Annotated in this window: 21 protein-coding genes; 19 read left to right on the top strand and 2 right to left on the bottom strand. The window is 54.9% G+C overall.

Going from position 1 to position 20,528, the window contains the following annotated elements:
- The first annotated feature begins 8 nt into the window (after positions 1-8).
- The 6 genes from FKN99_RS11360 (at position 9) to recQ (ending at position 7,246) form a co-directional block, all read left to right on the top strand.
- Complete coding sequence (locus FKN99_RS11360) at positions 9-956, top strand: hydroxymethylglutaryl-CoA lyase (RefSeq protein WP_172117948.1); 948 nt, start codon at positions 9-11, stop codon at positions 954-956.
- Positions 957-1,118: 162 nt separating this feature from the next.
- The gene (locus FKN99_RS11355) at positions 1,119-2,246 is read left to right on the top strand and encodes an ABC transporter ATP-binding protein (RefSeq protein ID WP_172117947.1); all 1,128 of its coding nucleotides are present in this window, start codon (positions 1,119-1,121) and stop codon (positions 2,244-2,246) included.
- An 18-nt stretch (positions 2,247-2,264) separates the two neighbouring features.
- Positions 2,265-3,545 carry an ABC transporter substrate-binding protein gene (locus FKN99_RS11350; RefSeq protein ID WP_172117946.1) on the top strand — a complete coding sequence of 427 codons (1,281 nt, stop codon included), beginning with the start codon at positions 2,265-2,267 and terminating at the stop codon, positions 3,543-3,545.
- A 60-nt stretch (positions 3,546-3,605) separates the two neighbouring features.
- Positions 3,606-4,490 (top strand): carbohydrate ABC transporter permease, encoded by an 885-nt coding sequence (locus FKN99_RS11345; RefSeq protein ID WP_172117945.1) that lies wholly within the window; start codon positions 3,606-3,608, stop codon positions 4,488-4,490.
- Between the two features lie 35 nt (positions 4,491-4,525).
- On the top strand, positions 4,526-5,347 hold the full coding sequence (locus FKN99_RS11340; protein WP_172117944.1) for a carbohydrate ABC transporter permease: 822 nt from the start codon (positions 4,526-4,528) through the stop codon (positions 5,345-5,347).
- Positions 5,348-5,425: 78 nt separating this feature from the next.
- Complete coding sequence (recQ, locus tag FKN99_RS11335) at positions 5,426-7,246, top strand: DNA helicase RecQ (RefSeq protein ID WP_172117943.1); 1,821 nt, start codon at positions 5,426-5,428, stop codon at positions 7,244-7,246.
- A gap of 13 nt (positions 7,247-7,259) precedes the next feature.
- Here the strand turns inward: recQ and mtnA are convergent, their stop codons facing one another.
- Positions 7,260-8,276, bottom strand: coding sequence for an S-methyl-5-thioribose-1-phosphate isomerase (gene mtnA, locus FKN99_RS11330; protein ID WP_172117942.1), 1,017 nt, complete (start codon positions 8,274-8,276; stop codon positions 7,260-7,262).
- A 139-nt stretch (positions 8,277-8,415) separates the two neighbouring features.
- On the opposite strand from mtnA, the gene mtnB reads away from it, so the two are divergent.
- Genes mtnB through FKN99_RS11315 form a run of 3 tightly spaced genes read left to right on the top strand, consistent with a single transcriptional unit; the run spans position 8,416 to position 10,314 of the window.
- Positions 8,416-9,003: a methylthioribulose 1-phosphate dehydratase gene (gene mtnB / locus FKN99_RS11325; protein ID WP_172117941.1), complete on the top strand. Its 588-nt coding sequence runs from the start codon at positions 8,416-8,418 to the stop codon at positions 9,001-9,003.
- Complete coding sequence (mtnC, locus tag FKN99_RS11320; protein ID WP_172117940.1) at positions 9,000-9,725, top strand: acireductone synthase; 726 nt, start codon at positions 9,000-9,002, stop codon at positions 9,723-9,725. The genes mtnB and mtnC overlap by 4 nt, the downstream gene beginning before the upstream one ends.
- Before the next feature lie 40 nt (positions 9,726-9,765).
- Positions 9,766-10,314 (top strand): 1,2-dihydroxy-3-keto-5-methylthiopentene dioxygenase, encoded by a 549-nt coding sequence (locus FKN99_RS11315; protein WP_172117939.1) that lies wholly within the window; start codon positions 9,766-9,768, stop codon positions 10,312-10,314.
- Between the two features lie 133 nt (positions 10,315-10,447).
- On the opposite strand, the gene FKN99_RS11310 is transcribed toward FKN99_RS11315, so the two are convergent.
- Complete coding sequence (locus FKN99_RS11310; RefSeq protein WP_172117938.1) at positions 10,448-11,287, bottom strand: tyrosine-type recombinase/integrase; 840 nt, start codon at positions 11,285-11,287, stop codon at positions 10,448-10,450.
- Between the two features lie 103 nt (positions 11,288-11,390).
- On the opposite strand from FKN99_RS11310, the gene FKN99_RS11305 reads away from it, so the two are divergent.
- The 10 genes from FKN99_RS11305 (at position 11,391) to FKN99_RS11260 (ending at position 20,513) form a co-directional block, all read left to right on the top strand.
- Entirely contained in the window at positions 11,391-12,494 is a 1,104-nt protein-coding gene (locus FKN99_RS11305; RefSeq protein WP_172117937.1) for a helicase C-terminal domain-containing protein, read from the top strand.
- A gap of 272 nt (positions 12,495-12,766) precedes the next feature.
- Positions 12,767-14,272, top strand: coding sequence for a flagellin N-terminal helical domain-containing protein (locus tag FKN99_RS11300; protein WP_172117936.1), 1,506 nt, complete (start codon positions 12,767-12,769; stop codon positions 14,270-14,272).
- 59 nt (positions 14,273-14,331) lie between these two features.
- Positions 14,332-14,589 (top strand): hypothetical protein, encoded by a 258-nt coding sequence (locus tag FKN99_RS11295; RefSeq protein WP_172117935.1) that lies wholly within the window; start codon positions 14,332-14,334, stop codon positions 14,587-14,589.
- 109 nt (positions 14,590-14,698) lie between these two features.
- On the top strand, positions 14,699-14,860 hold the full coding sequence (locus FKN99_RS11290; protein ID WP_172117934.1) for a hypothetical protein: 162 nt from the start codon (positions 14,699-14,701) through the stop codon (positions 14,858-14,860).
- A gap of 292 nt (positions 14,861-15,152) precedes the next feature.
- The gene (locus tag FKN99_RS11285; RefSeq protein ID WP_172117933.1) at positions 15,153-15,512 is read left to right on the top strand and encodes a hypothetical protein; all 360 of its coding nucleotides are present in this window, start codon (positions 15,153-15,155) and stop codon (positions 15,510-15,512) included.
- On the top strand, positions 15,509-15,703 hold the full coding sequence (locus FKN99_RS11280) for a hypothetical protein (RefSeq protein ID WP_172117932.1): 195 nt from the start codon (positions 15,509-15,511) through the stop codon (positions 15,701-15,703). Before FKN99_RS11285 ends, FKN99_RS11280 begins: the two co-directional genes overlap by 4 nt.
- Positions 15,704-15,801: 98 nt before the next feature.
- The gene (locus FKN99_RS11275; RefSeq protein WP_172117931.1) at positions 15,802-16,395 is read left to right on the top strand and encodes a hypothetical protein; all 594 of its coding nucleotides are present in this window, start codon (positions 15,802-15,804) and stop codon (positions 16,393-16,395) included.
- A gap of 862 nt (positions 16,396-17,257) precedes the next feature.
- Positions 17,258-17,818 carry a nucleotidyltransferase family protein gene (locus tag FKN99_RS11270; protein WP_172117930.1) on the top strand — a complete coding sequence of 187 codons (561 nt, stop codon included), beginning with the start codon at positions 17,258-17,260 and terminating at the stop codon, positions 17,816-17,818.
- A gap of 177 nt (positions 17,819-17,995) precedes the next feature.
- On the top strand, positions 17,996-19,489 hold the full coding sequence (locus tag FKN99_RS11265) for a sugar ABC transporter ATP-binding protein (protein WP_172117929.1): 1,494 nt from the start codon (positions 17,996-17,998) through the stop codon (positions 19,487-19,489).
- Complete coding sequence (locus FKN99_RS11260) at positions 19,425-20,513, top strand: ABC transporter permease (RefSeq protein WP_319941280.1); 1,089 nt, start codon at positions 19,425-19,427, stop codon at positions 20,511-20,513. The genes FKN99_RS11265 and FKN99_RS11260 overlap by 65 nt, the downstream gene beginning before the upstream one ends.
- The last annotated feature ends 15 nt before the right edge of the window (positions 20,514-20,528 follow it).

The raw sequence follows: 20,528 nt of genomic DNA, 5'->3' as shown, positions 1-20,528 counted from the left end.
AGTTTGTTATGAGCCAGTTATCACCCTGCCCTTTGAGAATCGAGATCAACGAAGTCGCCCCCCGTGACGGCCTACAAATTGAAGCGCGTTTTGTGCCTACAGAAGAAAAAATCCGCTGGATTGACGCCCTCTCCACCACGGGCCTCAAGCGCATCGAGGCGACATCATTTACCTCCCCTAAAGCGATTCCCAACCTGCGCGATGCCGCCGACGTTGTTACCAGCCTTCAGCGCCGGGCAGGCGTAGATATCACCGTGCTGGTGCCCAACGTAAAAGGTGCCGAACGCGCGCTTGCCTGCAACGTCGATGAGATCAATCTGGTGATGTCGGCAAGCGACAGCCACGGCCTGGCCAACCTGCGCATGACGCCCGAGCAATCCCTTGAACAATTTGCGGCTATTTTGGACGTGACTCAAGGCAGCGGCGTGTTTATCAACGCCTCACTCTCCACCACCTTTGGTTGCCCCTTTGAAGGCGAAGTGCCCGAAGCGCGGGTGCTGGAACTGGTTGAAAAGCTAATTGCGCTGGGCATCCAAGGGGTAACGCTGTGCGACACCACCGGCATGGCCAACCCGGCCCAGGTCAAACGCCTGTGTGAAGCGGTACTTGAGCGCTGGCCCGAAACGCCGTTTACCCTGCATGTTCACAACACCCGCGGCATGGGCTTGGCCAATGCCCTGGCAGCTTGGCAGGCAGGGATTACCCGCTTCGACTCAGCACTCGGCGGCCTGGGCGGCTGCCCCTTTGCCCCCGGCGCCACCGGCAACGTATGCACCGAGGATCTAGTACATATGTTTGAAGCCATGGGCGTGGACACCGGCGTTGACCTAGACGCCCTGCTTGACGTCGCCGCTACTCTCCCCGAGCTTATCGGCCATGAGGTACCGGGGCAGGTGGTGAAAGCGGGTAAATCGACCCGGCGTTATGCGATGCCAGCATCAGCTCTTCAACAATGAACGGCACTATTCTCGGGCTACATTGAGATCTTTAGCTAAAAGAGCTATATAACTATTACCCGACACAACTTTGCCATATAAACGTCACACAACAGCAACATTTTCACCGCAAGCTGGCCAACAATAAATAACAGCTGGTGGTGAAGACATGGGCCTGTGTGTATGAGCCAATCGCGTATCCGCCTGGAGCGCGTTACTAAACGCTGGGGCGCGACGGCTGCGGTCGATGAAATTTCTTTTGAAGTAACGCCCGGCCAGTTTGTCATTCTGCTGGGCCCTTCAGGTTGTGGGAAGTCCACCACACTGCGCATGATTGCAGGCCTGGAAGAGGCAAGCGACGGTCAGATCCATATTGGTGAGCGTGATGTTACGCGCCTGCCGCCGGGCGACCGTGGCTTAAGCATGGTGTTTCAATCCTATGCGCTGTTCCCGCATCTAAGCGTTGCCGACAATATCGTGTTTGGCCTGCGCAGCCGCAAGGTGCCCAAAGCTGAGCAGCGCGAGCGGCTGGCCAAGGTGGCTGAGCTTGTCGACCTTACCGATTACCTGAACCGTAAACCTGCCCAACTCTCTGGTGGCCAGCGCCAGCGGGTGGCGCTGGCCCGCTCGATTATCTCTGAACACCCGATCTGTTTGATGGATGAGCCACTCTCCAATCTGGATGCGCGGCTGCGCAGCGATATGCGCCGGGAAATCAAGGCGCTACAAAGCCGCCTGAACATGACGGTGATTTACGTGACCCACGATCAGGTCGAGGCCATGAGCATGGGGGACCGCGTGATTCTGATGCAGCACGGCCGCATCGTTCAGGACGGGTCGCCTGACGCGCTTTATAACCAGCCTGCCAGCGCCTTTGCCGCTAGCTTTATAGGGAGTCCTGCCATGAACTTGCTGCCACTTGTTAAAGGCGACCAAGGCGCTGTTATCGACGGCGAACCGACCACCACGGTCGCGCCGCTGGAAGCCGTTGGCGGTCAGCTAGGCATTCGCCCGGAAGATATTGAGCTGCGCCCGGCGTCGAAGCCAGGCGTGCTGGCCACCGTACTTAGCGAGGAGTATTTAGGCGCCGACACGATTGTCCATGTGGCGGTGGGTGCACACAGCCTGCGCGTACGCATCAACGGCAAACCCGCACTGACTGACGGCACTTGTCGGCTCTATTGGGCGCCAGAAAACGCCCACTTGTTTGCGAATAACGGGTTACGTCTGGATAGCGTTTTGCCAAGTGCGTTACCAGGCTCGCCTCGCGTTGTTTCTCGTCCACCGGCGGTGGGCTCTTTCCAACACTGATATTCGTGGAGTCTTGTTATGCGTTTGCGTATTCCCTTCGCTACCACCGCGCTTGTGGCTGGCATGTTAAGCGCCACCCAGGTCAACGCGAATACCGTTGACCTGACCATGTACTACCCGGTTTCAGTGGGCGGCGCGTTGACCAATGTCATTGACGACTTAGTGGCCGAGTTTGAGAGTGAGCATCCCGACATTTCGGTAGAAGCCATCTACGCCGGCAACTACGACGACACCCGCGTGCGCACCATGTCGGCAATTGAGTCAGGCGATACACCGCAGCTATCGGTGATGTTCTCCATCGATCTTTACGAACTGGTTGAACAGGACGCTATTGTGGCGTTCGATGATCTGGTCGAAACCGATGAAGAGCGCGAATGGCTCGACAGCTTCTACCCAGGATTGATGGAAAACGGCCAGTTGGATGGCAACACCTACGGCATTCCTTTCCAGCGCTCCACCATTGTGCTGTTTTGGAACAAGGACGCTTTTGAAGCGGCCGGTTTAGACCCTGAAACCCCGCCAGAAAACTGGCAGGAAATGGCCGAGATGGCGGCAACGGTTCGCGAAGCCTCCAACGGGGAGCAGTGGGGCGTGATGGTGCCGTCTACCGGCTACCCGTACTGGATGTTCCAGGCGTTCGCGTTTCAGAACGGCCACCGCTTGATGAGCGAAGACGGCACCGAGGTCTATTTTAATGATCCCGCCGCCGTTGAAGCGCTTGAGTACTGGGTGTCACTAGCAACCGAACATGACGCCATGCCGGATGGCACCATCGAATGGGGCACGTTGCGCCAGAACTTCCTTGAGCAATCTACCGCCATGATGTGGCATACCACCGGCAATCTAACCGCCGTGCGCAATGAAGCCGATTTTGATTTTGGCGTTGCCATGCTGCCCATGAACACCCAGCGCGGCAGCCCCACCGGCGGCGGCAACTTCTACGTCTTTAAAGATGCCTCTGAAGAGGAGCAGCGCGCTGCGATGACGTTTATCCGCTGGATGACCGCCCCCGAACGCGCCGCCGACTGGTCAATTGAAACAGGCTACATGGGCGTTAGCCCCGCCGCTTACGAGACTGACGCGCTGCGCGAATACGTGGAGAGCTTCCCGCCCGCCGCCGTTGCCCGCGACCAGCTGGAATATGGTACTGCCGAGCTTTCCACCTATCAGGGTGGCCGCATTCGTCGCACGCTGGATAACGCCGTTCAGGCAGCATTAACCAGCCAGATGGAACCGGAAGCCGCGCTTAACCAGGCCCAGCAGGAAGCGGACGCCATACTGCGGCGTTACGCACGTTAAGCCCTTTCTTACCCATTCGCCGGGGTTCGCCCCGGCGTTTCCTATAAGTAGCCGTTCCCCATGACATTAACCGCCCACCACAAAATGCAGATGTATGGCGCGCTGCTGTTACTGCCCGCTGCCGTGCTGTTAGCCACTTTTGCGTACCTACCCACGATTACGACCGTGATTCAAAGCCTGTTTCTGCCCGGCTTTCGCGGTGCCCCGCCGGAATTCGTCGGGCTTGAGAATTATCGTTTTTTGTTCGATGACGCCAAGTTCTGGAAGGTGGCGCGCAATAACTTGATCTACGCGTTGGGCACAATCCCCGCCTCCATCGCCTTGGCGCTTGGAATGGCACTATTCGTTAACGGCAAACTGCCGGGGCGTGGCCTTGTGCGTATGGCCTACTTCACACCAACTATTTTGCCCATGATTGCCGCCGCCAATATCTGGATGTTTTTCTACGCCCCGCAAATTGGCCTGTTTAACAAGCTGCTCGGGGCGCTGGGGTTTTCCGGGGTGAATTGGCTGGGCGACCCAAGTGTCGCGCTGGGCTCGGTGATGGTGATGTCGGTCTGGAAAGAAGCCGGCTTTTTTATGATTTTTTATCTCGCGGCGCTTCAAGGCATTCCGCCCGAGCTAAAAGAAGCCTCCGATCTTGAAGGCACCAGCCGCTGGAGCTTCTTCTGGCGAGTGACGTTTCCGCTCTTGATGCCCACCACGCTGTTTGTGCTGATCAACGCGCTAATCAATGCGGTACGCGTGGTTGATCACCTGTTTATTCTGACCAAGGGCGGCCCCAATAACGCGACCAACCTGTTGCTGTATTACGTCTACGAAAATGCCTTCTCGTTTTTTGACCGCACCACGGCGGCCACCATCACGGTGGTGATTCTACTGGTACTTGCGGTGGTCGCCACGCTGAAGTTCACGATTCTGGACCGCAGGACGCATTACCAATGAGTTCAACCACCACACACTCAAGCACTAGGAACTCAATGTCCAAATCTCGCCAGCTATCCATTCCATCACTTGAAACCGTGGCGGCGTGGCTATTGGCGGTAATTTGGATTTTTCCGCTGCTGTACGCTTTTTGGGCGGCCTTCCACCCCAGCGAATTTATGGTGCGCTTTGATCTATTCGCCCCGCTGACGCTGGATAACTTCGTTAACGCCTGGTCCCAAGCGCCCTTCGCCCGCTATTACTTCAACACCTTTGCCCTGGTTACCGGCGTGGTATTGGGCCAATTTGTGGTGTGTACGCTGGCAGCCTTTGCCTTTGCACGGTTTCCCATTCCGGGTAAAAACCTGCTGTTTATGCTGGTGCTGATTCAGCTGTTTGTCTTTCCCGAAGTGCTGATCGTGGAAAACTACCGTATCGCCAGCGAGCTAGGGTTAATCAACACCATCACCGGTATTGGCCTGCCTTATGTGGCCAGTGCCTTTGGCATTTTTCTATTACGCCAGACGTTTAAGACCATTCCCCGCGAGCTTGAAGATGCCGCTCGTATTGAAGGTTGCAACTGGCTGGAAATTCTCTGGAAGGTTTACGTGCCGTTGGCCAAGCCTACCTACCTAGCCTATGGACTGGTTTCCATTAGCCACCACTGGAACAACTTTTTATGGCCGCTGGTGGTCACCAACTCGGTGGAAAGCCGCACGTTAACCGTTGGCTTGGGCGTATTTTCCGCCCCGGAAACGGGGGTTAACTGGGCAACGGTCAGCGCGGCCACGCTACTCAGTATCGCGCCGCTGTTAGTCGCGTTTCTGCTTTTTCAGCGCCAGTTTGTGCAGTCTTTCCTACGGGCTGGCATCCGTTAGGCTTAGTACGAAAACCCTAATCAACGGGCAAGAGGCTTTTCGTGCGACAATCCCCGCTCGGCAAAAAGGAGAGCGAGGATGCACGGCGAACCCAACCCGGTGGCCCTCAAAGTGTTGCAGGAAGTCTTTGGCTACGACAGCTTTCGCGGCCCGCAGCAGGCGATTATTGATCATGTGGTTGCCGGTGGCGATGCACTGGTATTGATGCCCACCGGCGGTGGAAAATCGCTGTGCTATCAGATTCCTGCGCTGTTGCGCGACGGCACCGCCATTGTGATTTCTCCACTGATCGCGTTAATGCAGGATCAGGTGGCGGCACTCGTGCAGAACGGCGTACGCGCTGCGTATCTCAACTCCAGCCTTGATTACCATGAGGCGGTCGAGGTGGAGAATCGCCTGCGTTCAGGTGAGCTGGACCTTTTATACGTCGCCCCCGAGCGGCTTGCCACGCCGCGTATGCAGGCGCTTCTGGAACAGGCCCGGATTGCCCTGTTTGCGATTGATGAGGCCCACTGCGTTTCCCAGTGGGGCCATGACTTCCGCCCTGAGTATCGCCAACTCTCTCAGTTGCATCAGCGCTTTCCCCAGGTGCCGCGCATTGCACTGACGGCCACCGCCGATGTACCCACGCGAGGCGATATCGTTGAGCATCTGCAGCTTCAAGATGCGGCGCTTTATAACAGCGGCTTTGACCGCCCCAACATCCGCTACCATATCGCTGAAAATCAGGGCAACGCCCGTGAACAGTTGCTGCGCTTTATCCGCGACAACCACGCAGGCGAAGCCGGGATTGTGTACTGCCTATCTCGGCGCAAGGTAGATGACACCGCCGCCTGGCTTGAGCGCCAGGGGCTAACCGCGCTGCCCTATCACGCTGGACTTCCCGCCGAGCAGCGCCAGCATCACCAGACGCGTTTTCTGCGCGAAGATGGTGTGGTGGTAGTGGCCACCATCGCCTTTGGTATGGGCATCGACAAGCCGGACGTGCGCTTTGTCGCCCACCTCAACCTGCCCAAGAGCATTGAAGCTTACTATCAGGAAACCGGCCGCGCCGGGCGTGATGGTCTCCACGCCGATGCGTGGATGGCTTACGGCTTGCAGGATGTGATTACGCTGCGCCAGATGCAGCAAGACTCCAGCGCTCATGATCATCAAAAGCGCATCGAGCAGCAAAAGCTCGATGCCATGCTGGGGCTTTGCGAAATCATCAGCTGCCGCCGCCAGACGCTTTTGCACTACTTCGGCGATCATTTGGATGCGCCCTGCGGTAACTGCGACAACTGCCTGACGCCGCCTGAGACCTGGGACGCCACAGTGGCCGCGCAAAAGGCGCTGTCGTGCGTTTACCGCACCGAGCAGCGCTTCGGCGTCACCTACTTGGTGGATGTGTTGCTGGGCAAAAACAACGAGCGCATCACCCGCTTTGGTCATGACAAGATCAGCACCTTTGGCATCGGCAAGGATCTCTCGGCCAACGAATGGAAGGCGCTGTTTCGCCAATTGATCGCCAGCGGCTTTCTAAGCGTGGATATGGAAGGTCATGGCGGGATTCGTTTAACGGCAGACGCCAAGCCGGTGCTGCGCGGTGAGCAGCCGCTAACCCTGCGCAAGCCCAGCAAAACCAAGACCGCCCGGCGCGGCAGCAAGAGCAATTCGGCAGCACCCGGCCACGGCCCTTTGTGGGAAGCCCTGCGCCAGCACCGCAAAGCGCTTGCCGAAGCCCAGGGTGTGCCTGCCTACGTTATCTTCCACGACGCCACGCTTGCCGAAATGACCGAACAGAAGCCGCATAGCTTGCAGGCACTCGGCGCTATCTCTGGCGTTGGCGCCCGCAAGCTTGAGGATTACGGCGAAGGCTTTCTAGCGGTGATTCAAACCCACGCGGATGCCACGCTTTAAATGCAGAGACCGTTTACCGGCAGTGTTCGCCGCGGGCGATGGCAGCCTGGTCAAACACGCCGGTATCGAGCACCCAGCCGGTGACTAGCGCGGCGGGCGTAACATCAAACGAAGGGTTCCACACCGGCGCATTTTCCGGCGCCCAAACGACATCCCCGAACGCACCGGTGGCGCCGCGTATTTCTGCGGCGTCGCGCTGCTCAATCGGAATGTCATCGCCGGTCGCGCAGGCCTTGTCTACCGTGGTGTAGGGCGCCACTACGTAGAACGGCACCTTATGGTGGTTGGCGACCACTGCCAGCATGTAAGTGCCCACTTTATTGGCAAAGTCGCCGTTGGCGCAGATGCGGTCGGCACCGACCATCACTTTATCCACTTTGCCTGCGGCCATTAGGCTTGCCGCCATGCTGTCCGCAATTAGCTGATATGGAATATCCAGGTCGGCCATTTCCCAGGCGGTTAATCGGCCGCCCTGAAGCAGCGGGCGGGTTTCGTTAACGTACACATGCAGCGCTACGCCGCGCTTTTTGGCGACCGCCAGCGCGCCAATCGCCGTGCCGACACCGGCCGTCGCCAGGGCGCCGGTATTGCAGTGAGTAAGCACTCGCTCGCCGTCTTTCAGTAAGTCCGCGCCGCGCTCGGCCATTTGCAAACACAGCTCGCGGTCCTCTTCAAACAGCATGGCGGCGCGCTCAGCAAGCGCAGCCGGTCCTTGAGCAAAGCAGGCCTCCATGACATCCAGGCAGTACATCAAATTAACCGCCGTGGGGCGCGTAGCCCGTAAGCGATCACTTACCCACTGCCATTCGTTCTCCTGCCCTGGATGTTGCGCGGCATACTGCGCCAGCACAAAGGCCGCACTCAGGCCGATTAATGGCGCGCCGCGAATTGCCAGGCTTTTCACCGCCACCTGCCAATCTTCTGGGCTTGCACAGCGTACCCACGTTTCGGCCTGAGGCAGGCGAGTCTGATCCAGGTACTCAAGCGAGTCGGCGTACACCCGTAAACTGCGTGACTGAAGATGAGGCATCAGAGGCTCCTTGAGTACTGCGATAAAGAACGTATGGAAAGATCGTTTGGAAAGAGCGAATACGGCACGTGGCTTATCAGCCGCGGAGCATATCATATAGAATGAAGGTCTTTGAAAGCGACGCGATACTGACCCTACGATGATATTACAAGACGAACTGCTAGCAGCGATCTCTTGGGCGGCCCGGCAAGGCTGGACGCCCGCCACGGGCGGTAATTTTTCTGCCCGAGTGCCGCAAGGTTATCTGGTCACCGCCTCGGGCCGTGATAAAACACGCATTCAAGCCGATGACTTATTGCTTTGCGACCTTGAAGGGCGCGTACTTGAAGGCAGCGGCAAACCCAGTGCGGAAAGTGACCTTCACGCGGCACTTTATCGGATGGATGAACAGGTTGGCTGCGTACTGCACACCCACACCGTGGCAAGCACCGTTCTTTCGCGTCGTTTTCCTGAAGGCATTGCGCTAAGCGGTTTTGAAATGCAAAAGGCGCTACAGGGTAATAGCACGCATGACGCCACCATTCACTTGCCGGTGGTACCCAACTCCCAGGATATGAGCGAGCTGGCCGACCACGTACGGGCAGGTTGGCCGATGCTCTGGGGCTTTCTAGTCGCGGGCCACGGTATTTATGCCGTGGGCGAGACCATTGCCGAGTGTCGTCGTCACCTGGAAGCCATTGAGTTTTTACTTGCCTGTGTCCTTGAAGAGAGCCGGTGGTCCAAATGATCAATAACCCAGATGTTAATAAGACAGATATTGATAACACCAGCATTCGCGCCGTGGTCACCGATATCGAAGGCACCACCACCGATATCAGCTTTGTGCATAAGGTGCTGTTCCCCTACGCTCATGATCAGTTGCCCGAGTACGTGCACACCCACTCAGCCCAACCTGATGTGGAAGAGCAGATAGACGCGGTACGCAATGAGCTAAAGGAACCGGACGCCTCGCTGGATAAAGTGGTCGAAACCCTGCTTCACTGGATCGAAACTGACCAGAAAGTCACGCCGCTGAAAGCGCTTCAGGGCATGATGTGGGCCGATGGTTATCAACGCGGTGCCTTTAAAGGGCACCTGTATAGCGATGTCGCCCCACGCCTTCGCCAATGGGCAGAGGCCGGTAAGCAGCTTTACGTCTACTCGTCAGGCTCCGTGCAGGCGCAAAAGCTGCTGTTTGGCTACAGCACAGAGGGCGATTTGACCCCGCTGTTCAGTGGCTACTTCGATACCCATATCGGCCATAAGCGTGAAGCTGAGGCGTATCAGCATATCGTCAGCAAGCTACAGCTGCCCGCCGACGAAATCCTGTTCCTATCCGATGTGGTAGAAGAGCTTGATGCTGCCAAGCAGGCAGGAATGCAGACGCTGCAACTGGTGCGTGAAGGCACCCAGGCAGGAACACAGCACGCTTGCGTCACAAGCTTCGATGAGATCAACCTGACGACTTAGCCTTTAACAGTTCAAGTATTAGCTAGCGGAGAGCGCCTCAATGTCACAACTTAAAGTATTTGCCGATCAAGATCCGAACAACGCGCTGGTCGATATTACCGACGGCGAGCAGATAAAAACTGAGCTTAATCGTGTAGGCGTACTGTTCGAGCGCTGGGCAACGCCGGGCGATATTGCCGACGACGCCACTCAGGACGATATTCTGGCGCTCTATCAAGATGATATCGAGCGGCTAAAAGCCCAGGGCGGCTACCAGACGGTGGATGTGTTGCACATGGTGCCTACGCACCCTGAAAAGGATGCCATGCGCCAGAAGTTTTTAAACGAGCATCGCCATAACGAAGACGAAGTACGCTTTTTCGTCAAAGGCCAAGGGCTTTTCTGTCTGCATATCGACGACAAGGTGTACCAGGTACTGTGCACCCGCAACGACCTGATCAGCGTACCTGCCAACACGCCCCACTGGTTCGATATGGGCCCCGCGCCTGAATTTACCGCGCTGCGTTTCTTCGACAACGTAGAAGGCTGGGTGCCCCACTGGACCGAGAGCGATATCGCCGGCAAGTTTGACCGGATTGATCAGTTGTAAACGGGCGGATGCATCAGCGGCGGATTCAAAATCCGCCGCCTTTACGGGTGTGCCAGTTCGAGTCTGGCTACCGGCACCATCTTTAAAATCAGGGGCTTAGGCCCCTTTTTTTGTGCCTGAATTTTCCCCCTATTTAGTGCTTGGTCGCAGTTTGGTCGCAGAATGCGCCACTTAGCTGCGGCAATCGTGCTCCGATATCGTCCAGTCCGGCGTCAAAAATATGACTGTAGCGACTGGTAACAAGCAGGCTGGAATGCCCTAGTAGGTCTCTTACCCTTGTCATGCTCTCGCCCGCTTGCGCTAACAGGCTGGCGTAGCTGTGGCGCAGGTCGTGAAACCGTAGATCATCCCGCTGTATCGCTGCCCGCGCTGCTTCAAACGTGACCCTTAGCGTGTGCTTTTTACTTGCAAACGGCAGATCATGGAGCCACGATTGGGCGTCAGTGGGTACCGGTACCACACGCGCCTTCCCGTTCTTCGTTTGATCTGGTCGCAGTACGATGCGACCACCGTGCACGTTCGACGGCTCTAACGATAAAAGCTCGCCCTGGCGCAGCCCTGTCACGGCAGCCAGGGCGATGACCTTCTTATCATCGCCTCGGCTATCGGGGATCGCCTGTAGTAACCGCCGCAAGTCACCCTCCGTAAGATAAACATGCCGCTCGTTTTTCGGGTTGGGCTTTTTGAGCTTGTCCCCCAGCGGCTGGTTTATCCACTCCCACTCTCTGTAAGCAAGGTTGAGAACCCGTTTAACTACCTGTACATGGTTGTTGATTGTGCTTTGACTGCGCCCTTGCTTTCTCAGATCCCTGGCCATCTGCCGGGCCTTGTCTACTGCTTCAATGCCCAGCATTACATCTGGCCCTATGTACGCTATCACTGGTCGGATCGCTTTTACCTGGCTAGCCACATCGTACTCATCTATCCAGCGTTCGACGCCTTCTAGAAAGGTGCGCCGTGGCTGACGCCCCATTATTTCTCCATTAAATTTTGCGTCGTTTACAGCGGCTTCTCGTGCCGCTGTGTATTCGCGGGCCTGTTTTTCGCCTTACCAAGGCGAGGCTCTGCAAAGCGCTGTGGAAGCGTTATTAAAACTGCGCCTGCGTGAGCACAGCCATACTCCTGCTCTATGGCAAGAGTGGCGGCACGTACGCCAGCGTGTTGAGAGTATTGCCATGCGTTTGCGCGAAGCTAGCCGCTACCTAGTGCTGGATTACTCCCCCGTGCGCGGCTTGCCCGGTGTGGTAGCCCATGCGCCCAGTGCCGCTGCCAGCTTAAAAGCCGGGGCGAAGGCGCGGGCAACGTTAATGACATCGGCCACTCTGTCAGACCTAGACCATGCACCCGGTGAAAGCCCGCACTTTCGCTATATGCGCAGCCGCCTACAGCTGCCCGTTACCCACCCGCGCAGCGGGTTGCAGCGTAGCTTCCAAGCCCAGGCGTTTGGCACGCTGCGTTTTCGCTTACCGCGTGGCCTGCCGCACCCTCTCGTGCAGAAGGAGGATGAGCGTTTTCAGCTAGCTGCTAATTATTGCCATCAAGTGCTGCCTTATATCACCGACCAGCCAGGGCGCACGCTGGTGCTATGTGCCAGCTATGCAGATGTAGCGGCCTTGGAAGCTGCTTGGCCACGTGAGCACGCCCACCGGCTTGTGGCGCATCACCCAGGTAGCGGGCTAAGTGATATGGTGGCAAGCTTAACGAATGAGGCCATTTTGCTAACGCCCGCCGGGTGGGAAGGGCTTTCACCCAGCCGTGAAGGCAACCAAGCGTATTGGCAGCACGTGGTAGTGCTACGCAACCCCCGCCCCATGGTCAGCCAAGTAGAGCAATACCTAGTAGAACAAATGCTGATCAACCGCCAAGTAGCCGAAGCTGACGCCACCCATATTGCTAAAGGTGCGCTGATGCGCAAAAGCACCGTGCGGACCCTGCACAAGCTACGCCAAGGGTTAGGCAGGGCAATTCGCCACCCCGATGACGACGTGCTGATCACCCTGCTAGAACCGCGCATTCCCAGGCCATCTGGCACCGCTGCCTGCCAGGGCGTACACACCCAACAGGTGCTGCTAGGGGCAATACCCGCACGGTTTTACGCCGCCTATCAACAGGCAGAAGAACCCGGTGGGCAGCAAACGGTTAAGCCACTGAATGCCCCAGCGCTCACCGCGCTTTTATAGCGCGCAGCTTTACTCGCTACAAACTCGTTTTTCGCAAAAACCTGCATCTGGCTCCACCTGTCGTTGCGAGCGCAGCGAAGCAATCTCAGGTTTTTTAGCCGCTACCACACCCTATAACGAAAAACCTACAATTCCTGTTACCAATTTTTACAATATTTTTTACGATTCCCCCTAAAGCTTTCCCGCATCAGGCCGTTATCTATTACAGCGGCGCACACAGTGGCCGAAAAGCGGGCCTTCAAGGCCAGTGTTAACGCAAGGAGAATCACACCATGTCAGTGATCAATACCAACATTACTTCCATGATTGGCCAGTCTAATCTGAGCAAGAGCCAAAACGCATTACAAACCAGCATGGAAAGGCTTTCCTCTGGTCTGCGTATCAACAGTGCCAAGGATGATGCAGCCGGTCTAGCTCAGGCGCAACGTAACGCCAACGATGGTATCTCCGTTGCTCAAACTGCTGAAGGCGCGCTGAATCAGATCAATGACAACCTACAGCGTATTCGTGAGCTGTCCGTGCAGGCCCAGAACGATACAAACTCAGAAGACGACCTTAGCTCCATTCAGGCTGAAATCAACCGGATTTCTGACGAGACGACCTTTAACGGAACCAAAGTTCTGAGCCAAGACCAAACCTTGCAAATTCAGGTTGGCGCTAATGATGGTGAAGTCATCGATATTGATCTTGAGCGCATTACCGCAGCTTCCCTTGGGCTAGGTACGTTCAATGTCACTGGCTCGGCTACCCAACAAAACGATGCTGCTACAGCAGAAAATCTTGTTGATGCTGGCTTCACAGCTGGTGCGACTACCGCTGGTGCGACTACCTTTGATCCTGCTACGGCCACCGATCTGTTAGGTTCTGCAGCGAATGCTGATGAAGTTGTTGTTGATGCGACTACTTATACGGCTGATGGTACAGGTAACTTCTCCACAGCGGCATCGACTCCAGATACCGCAGCCAACACTGTTTCAGCCCTGCATAATAAATCTATTACTATTACCACAGGTAGTGCCACGTATACTGCTGATGTAGATGGATCAGGTAATCTTTCAAACATTGTGGATAGCAGCACCGGAACAGGCACAGCTAACATTGACGGTGACACTGCCTTGGTGGATGTCCTAGGTAAGGATGTAACTGTCGTCGATGGTAATGACACTTACACTTCCGCTGATACCGGGACAACCTATTCAAAGGTAACTACCCTTGATGCAACCGAAATGGCTTCGGAAATTAGTGGGGGCACAACGATTACAGCGACTGTTGGTGGTGATGGTTATAAAATCGATCCGGGCACAAGTGCTGTAACTGCTGCAGATGATAGTGCAGTATATTTTGATGGCGCTGCTCTGACTGATACCGCTTCTGGTACTACACCAGCAGAAACACTTTATGTTCTGGCTGACGGAACTGTGAATGCTGCCGATGATGGCACGGGGGCCCAGAAGTTCATTGATGGTGCGACCGGTGCGCTTACTGACACAGATAGCATCACTGTCGCAACGTCTACTGCCAAGCCACTTGAAACTTTAGATAATGCTCTGAAGGAAGTTGACAATCTGCGCTCTGACCTCGGTGCCATCCAGAACCGCTTCGATTCTGCGATCACCAACGAGACCAACCTCGCTGCCGCCCGCTCGCGCATCGAAGATGCCGACTACGCGGTGGAAGTGGCCAACATGACCCGCGCGCAGATTCTGCAGCAGGCCGGTACTTCTGTACTGGCACAGGCTAACCAGATCCCGCAGAACGTTCTTTCTCTGCTGGGTTAATTGGTTAGCTTTTAAGCTGATTGATCGATATATAGCGGGGCCGAAAGGCCCCGTTTTTTATGAAGGAAAAAGATATGGGTTGGAAAAATAAAATTTCAGGTTGTTTTGGAGCCGAAGATAAAGAGTTTGCTTTACATGCAAGCGACACTCTCAGAGCAGCTGAGATGTTAAAATCCGCATGTGAAGAGAATACTGGTTGGGCTGAATATGTCGCAGAAATTGAAAGTTGGTTAGTATCTCAGGGGTGCAATGCTCATCACGTGGCCAAACAGATGGAGCGTGTTAAAGATATAAAAAATTATCTTATATATGATTAAGTTTGACGCTAGGGGAGAGATTTTACCGCCACTCATTAATGATCCGGATCCCTACAGCTAAACACAATGAACCGGCTCCCTTGGGGCCGGTTTCTTATTAGGAGCAGATGTGGGCAACAGCGCGCAGACTCTTTCAGCGTTTAGCGTTATCAATGACGTGATCCCCAAGCTTAATGCGGTAGAAAAGTTAGTGGAAAGTACGGTAGACGACACTTCTGTTCTAGCCCAGGCCAACCAGATTCCTCAGAGCGTTCTTTCTCTGTTGGGTTAATTTGCGGCCTAATCACCACCAAGCAAGCGCTATATTGTTAAGCGGTGCAAGGGGCTAAAAGTCGTTATTTGACATAGCATGCTACCATTAGGAAATTGGCTAAGATTAATTTAAATATTACGTGTTAACCAGTTTCTAATGCGGCCTTTCAAACGGCTGTTGTGTTAAAAATCAAGGTGTTATAGAAGCGGTGATAAACAGGTAATTAAGTGGGTTAATTAACCCTTAGCTCTGTGGGCGATGGTGGTAACCTTAATGTTCAAGCCCATGACCCAGCACTATTAGGAGCACCGTGAAGCCGCACAACGCCACCATCCCCGCTCTGGAAGTTGTTACCGAACTTGTCCCTAAACTTAATGCTGTTGAAAAACAGATTGAGCTGACGATCAGTAGCGTACTATGCAGCAGTTCAACCGCTGTACCCATAAAACGCTACACTAAGTTACAGGCGGAGTTTCAGCTAGAACTTGCGATGATTCGTATGAATTTGGCGCATTTGCTGAAACGCTACCATGCCGAGCTGGAAGCAGCGATGAACGACCCGCGCCAGGATGTGCTGCTCACCCTAGACCAACACGAAAGCGTGGCCGTTGATAGCGCTAGAGTGCTTTACCAGCGAGTACAGGCATTACAAACCCAAGGGGTTATATGACCACTAATGAGCACCAGCGCGTTATAGACGAACTGCAGGCACTGATTGATGACACCCAGCAAACGCTCAGGCGCTTTGAGACCAACGGCATGGATGAGCAAATGCCGGGTGATTACGAAAAGCTGCTGGATATTTTGGATGGTGCCAATAAGCAGCAGCGGGAGCATACCCAGGGGTTACTATCTCGCTAGCTGCCACTTTTTGTTAGCTTGCAAAGCTTGTGCAGTTCAGTCAATATTTTCGTGTGTCGAGCAGTTACGTAAATTGCTCATAACCATGAGATAAGGATATGGACACCTCCACTCTCCTTCTAGTCGCTGCGATATGCGCACTCTGGATGAGCATTACCTGCGGTTGTATTGCTATCTATTTATTGTTGAGCAGGCAAGGATGGACGTTTGCCCCAAGTGGTGCCACTACCCCCAAGAGAGCTGCCGCGCCAACGCCAGAAGCGCCTATCTTGCTCAATAAAGAACATGCTTCCTGGGAAGTGAAAGTGCTATTCAAGAGCCCTTCGCCTGCGTTAAATGAGCGCTTGAGCCTGGCGCTTGCTTCTTTGGATGCGGTTTATGAGCCTAGCGCGAAGGCGTATAAGGTAGCGGGCGACTCCTCTCGTACACCGATTCAAATTGAGAATATTAATGTTTCGGGGCAGCTGCCGTCTTTAACCGAAAGCAGCAACGAACTTCCCCCTATTAAAGGCGTGAGCATTAAAATTACCAAAAGCAACCAGATGCTTGCTCCCAGCAAACTCCAGCTTGCCAAGCTAGTGTCGCTTTCTAAAAAGTTGGCACGCCTGGGCGGCACGGTGGTGGATGCGGCGCAACAACCGATCACCAAGGCTGGTTTTCAAGCCGTCATTGCCGGAAATGCGAAGGTTTGATGTAGTGCAGCCATGCTTCATCCTGAAATTTATGTTTTGGCGAAGTGGGGAGTAGATTGGGTAGTAGAATAATTTAATCTTCTATTGATGTTTAATAAGGCGCTGTTTTTATTTATTTTATTTTCTTCGCTCAATATTAGATACATCTTATCGAATTCCTGAAAGGCTCGACCGCTGAATACGCTATGCTCTTCATATTTTGGCCAGTTTTTACCGATATTACAGATAATCATTCTAGTGATCACAGCGACACGAGTGATCATACAAAAGACGACGATAACGACCAAGTTGACGCTTTTTCTCCGAACCGAGCCCATGCGTGAGCCCAAATCGTTACTGCTGGAGGAAGGGCGCTGCACTTGGACGCCCAACAAGCCATCTCGGTGACGGCGTGCCCTATTCTTGCCCGTTAGCCTAGATCCGGCTCCAATGTGAGGCACCGTCTCTCATCACTAACTTTGCTGGCAGGCAAATGAGAGAAAGCACACAAGGCCACCTGCTGCCAAAGTTGCAGCGGATGCTCGCCCGCAGCGTAGGATGTCGCGATGTGGTCGCAATTTGGTCGCAGATCGTAGCGAATCCATGTATTGTGTGTAACCAATGTAAAATCTCAAGTTGTTGATTTATCGATAAAAGCCCGTAGCAAGCGCGGCCTCTAATTGTCGAAAAGCGGATTCAAAATCCGCCGCTTTTTATGGGGGAGAATCATCTTGTAACGTCGGAAAGTCACCCCCGATCAAGATGCTTAGCGGCTATCACGCGACCGAGCTTGGCATGTGCCAAAAGCAATACGAATACTACCGAGATCTGCTGTTAAGCTTTCCCAAATCGGAGACACAGCCCTCAAGTACGGAGCCGCTGCATGGATAACATCAGCCAGACCCAACAACTCGTCAGCGAAATCAATCGCCTGCATGCGGATTTTTCCAGGGATTATTTTGAAACCGGAAAAATTGCCAAACTCAATCTTTCCAGAACTATCCGACAGGTCCCCGTCACCCATATTTATCAATATCGCCTCACGCTGCATGAAAGCATTAACGACTACCTGATGGCCGCAGATATAGACATCAAATACTTTTATCGTGTGAAAACCCGCGAAAGTATTGATGACAAGATCGAACGGTTTTCAAACCGTGAAGATCAATATCCGGTAAATAACTGGCTGAATGATATTTTTGGTGCCCGCATTGTGCTCACCGCCGATGACGTTCATAAGGTGATGGAGTTGCTGGATGACTGGCAAGACGAACTGGGGTTGAAGAACTGGTATTTACGCGACAAGCAAGGTTACCGTGGCCTGCATGTTTACTTTAAAAACAGGAATAACTTTTACTTCCCGTGGGAACTGCAAATCTGGGATGAAGCCGATGTTCGCAGCAACATTGAAAACCACGAAAAATTTAAGCGTCATTTTATGTAATCAGTGATCTGACATGAGCTACAAAATGCCTCTGCAAATGCCCCTGTAAATGTGACAGGGCATTGTGGCTCATTGCTGGCTCGAATGGCGATACCCTGCCACGGCGATTGACTTTCCAACCTCCGTTACCGATGATCTTGCGCCCTTCACAGCGTATGCCTACCAAGGAGAAACGTCTTGCAAGCGAGCGTGCTTGATATCCAGGGGATTCATAAATCCTTTGGGAACAATCAGGTCTTGCGTGGCATTGATATGCGTATCAGTGCTGGCGAAGTTGTCGTATTGATGGGCGCCAATGGGGCAGGCAAGTCGACCCTGGTCAAGGTGCTCAGCGGCTACCACGCGGCCGACCACGGCCAGATGCAGCTCGCCGGTATGCCCTACCACCCCCGCGATGCGCGTGAGGCGATCCACCACGGCGTGGTGACCGTACATCAATCCATCGATGACGGCGTTATCCCCGACCTGGACGTAGCCAACAACCTGATGCTGGATAGACTAGCTTCCGGCGCGCACGGCTTATGGATCAGGGCAAAAAAACTTCGCCAGCAGGCAAGCGAAGTTGCTGATGCCATGGGCCTGGATATCGACCTGAACGCCCGCGTTGCCGACCTGTCGGTGGCCGACCGGCAGATGATCAGCATCGCCAGGGCCATGGCCCATGCGCCCAGGCTTTTGATTCTGGATGAACCGACCTCATCGCTCTCCGCTACCGAAGCCGAGCGCCTGTTTACGGTGATCGATCGCTTGCGCGCCCAGGGCGTGGCGATTGTGTATATTTCCCACCGCATGTCCGATATCAGGCGCCTGGCGGATCGCATCATCTGCTTGCGCGATGGCCAGATCTCCGGCGTATTTGATCAAGCGCCGCTGGATCTCACGGCCGCCGTGCACGCCATGCTGGGCCAAGCGATCAATAATGCTGATATCGAACCGGCCACACCGGGCGCGCCTATCCTAACGCTGCAAAATATCGAACTGGCTAAAGGGGCAGCGCCGATCAGTTTGAGCGTGGGTGACGGCGAAATCGTCGCGTTTACCGGCCTGCTGGGCAGTGGAATGTCGGCGCTTGTCGAGACCCTGTTTGGGCTGCGTCCTTTAACGAGCGGCATCATGCAGGTCGATGGGCAGCCCTATGCGCCCGCCAATGTACGTGAAGCGCTTGCCCGGGGTGTGTTCATGTCGGTAAAAGACAGAGCGACCAACGGCGTGATTGGGGATTTTAATATCGCCGACAATATGACGCTGCCGTTTTTAAAAGCCTTTACCCGTGGGGCGTTTCTGAGCGCCCGTCAGCAGCGCGCCAGTACCGAACAGATGATTGCCCAGTTGGGGATTGTCTGCCAATCCCACGCGGATTCGATTGGCACGCTTTCCGGGGGCAACCAGCAAAAGGTCATGATCGGGCGCTGGCTTCAATCGCCCAGCCGCGTGTTGCTGCTGGATGAGCCCTTTCAAGGCGTGGATATCGGGGCAAGACAGGATATAGGCCGCCATATCCGGGCAACCGCCAAAGGTCGCGCCACCCTGGTGTTTGTTTCTGAACTAGACGAGGCGATTGAAATCGCTGACCGAATTATTGTGTTACATGAAGGAGCCATTGCCGGTGAGCAATCCAACCGAGATATCGACCTCAACGCCCTCGTCGCCCAGGCCTCCGGAAAAGCCTAACGCCAGCGCCGCGAAAGCTCGCTGCCTGGAGCTAGCCATTCGCTACGGTTTCTTGCTGTTGCTGGTGGCGCTAGTCGTTTACTTCAGCCTGGCGGCCTCAGGCTTTGCGAACCCGCGTTCGGCGGTATTTGTGCTTCAGTCTGTGGCAATTACCGGCATTCTGGCGTTGGGCGTGACCACCACGCTGGTGGTAGGCGGGTTTGATCTATCCATTGGTGCCGTGGCCACCACCTCGTTGATGCTGGCGGCGTACTGCATGGTGGTGCTTGAACAGCCCGCCTATGTGGCCGTGGCAGTCTGCCTGTTGATGGGTGCGTTCATCGGGCTTATTAACGGCCTGCTGATCGTCAAGTTCCGCATTCCTGACCTGCTGGCCACCCTGGGCATGATGTTTTTGCTGATTGGCCTTCAGCGCATTCCTACCCAGGGCAACTCTATCGCCACCGGTATGTCGCTGGCCGATGGCTCCACCGCGGAAGGCACGTTCTCGGCGGCGTTTCTGTGGCTAGGCAGGCACCGCTTTGACCTGATTCTGGAGCGTTTGATTCCGGTGCCGGTAGTGGTGTTCGTATTGATCGCGGTCGCTATCTGGCTGTTTTTAGGCTTCACCCGTCACGGCAGGCTGATGTATGCGATTGGCTCCAACGAGCGTGCGACCGCCTTGGTGGGGGCGCCGGTAGAGCGCTACAAGATCGCGGCGTATATGATTTCTGGTGTTACTGCCTCGATTGGCGGTATTTTGCTGGCCGCCCGTTTAGGCCGGGGCGATATTGCCAGCGGCAATAACCTGCTGCTGGATAGCGTGGCCGCGGCGCTAATTGGCTTTGCCGTACTAGGTGCTGCACGCCCCAACGCATTTGGCACTGCCATGGGCGCACTTTTTGTGGGGATACTGCTTCAAGGCATGACGATGATGAATGCGCCCTACTACACGCAGGATTTTGTTAAAGGCGCGGTATTGGTGGTGGCGCTCATGTTCACCTTTTACCTCTCCTCACGGCGTGGCCAATCAGGCCGTTATTAATAACGCTTCAACGCT

It is taken from the genome of Halomonas hibernica (genome assembly GCF_013183775.1).
GTDB classification, from domain to species: Bacteria; Pseudomonadota; Gammaproteobacteria; order Pseudomonadales; family Halomonadaceae; genus Vreelandella; species Vreelandella citrativorans.
The sequence above is the reverse complement of the archived record's forward strand: the minus strand, read 5'-3'. Positions and strand labels throughout refer to the sequence as shown.

Bases quoted from the DNA above. Each gene is read 5' to 3' on its own strand.
- FKN99_RS11350 (WP_172117946.1), top strand. From the start codon at position 2,265: ATGCGTTTGCGTATTCCCTTCGCTACCACCGCGCTTGTGGCTGGCATG.
- FKN99_RS11315 (WP_172117939.1), top strand. From the start codon at position 9,766: ATGTCACAACTTAAAGTATTTGCCGATCAAGATCCGAACAACGCGCTG.
- mtnC (WP_172117940.1), top strand. From the start codon at position 9,000: ATGATCAATAACCCAGATGTTAATAAGACAGATATTGATAACACCAGC.
- FKN99_RS11295 (WP_172117935.1), top strand. From the start codon at position 14,332: ATGAAGGAAAAAGATATGGGTTGGAAAAATAAAATTTCAGGTTGTTTT.
- recQ (WP_172117943.1), top strand. From the start codon at position 5,426: ATGCACGGCGAACCCAACCCGGTGGCCCTCAAAGTGTTGCAGGAAGTC.
- FKN99_RS11360 (WP_172117948.1), top strand. From the start codon at position 9: ATGAGCCAGTTATCACCCTGCCCTTTGAGAATCGAGATCAACGAAGTC.
- FKN99_RS11355 (WP_172117947.1), top strand. From the start codon at position 1,119: ATGAGCCAATCGCGTATCCGCCTGGAGCGCGTTACTAAACGCTGGGGC.
- FKN99_RS11340 (WP_172117944.1), top strand. From the start codon at position 4,526: ATGTCCAAATCTCGCCAGCTATCCATTCCATCACTTGAAACCGTGGCG.
- mtnB (WP_172117941.1), top strand. From the start codon at position 8,416: ATGATATTACAAGACGAACTGCTAGCAGCGATCTCTTGGGCGGCCCGG.
- FKN99_RS11345 (WP_172117945.1), top strand. From the start codon at position 3,606: ATGACATTAACCGCCCACCACAAAATGCAGATGTATGGCGCGCTGCTG.
- mtnA (WP_172117942.1), bottom strand. From the start codon at position 8,276: ATGCCTCATCTTCAGTCACGCAGTTTACGGGTGTACGCCGACTCGCTT.
- FKN99_RS11270 (WP_172117930.1), top strand. From the start codon at position 17,258: ATGGATAACATCAGCCAGACCCAACAACTCGTCAGCGAAATCAATCGC.
- FKN99_RS11310 (WP_172117938.1), bottom strand. From the start codon at position 11,287: ATGGGGCGTCAGCCACGGCGCACCTTTCTAGAAGGCGTCGAACGCTGG.
- FKN99_RS11275 (WP_172117931.1), top strand. From the start codon at position 15,802: ATGGACACCTCCACTCTCCTTCTAGTCGCTGCGATATGCGCACTCTGG.
- FKN99_RS11300 (WP_172117936.1), top strand. From the start codon at position 12,767: ATGTCAGTGATCAATACCAACATTACTTCCATGATTGGCCAGTCTAAT.
- FKN99_RS11280 (WP_172117932.1), top strand. From the start codon at position 15,509: ATGACCACTAATGAGCACCAGCGCGTTATAGACGAACTGCAGGCACTG.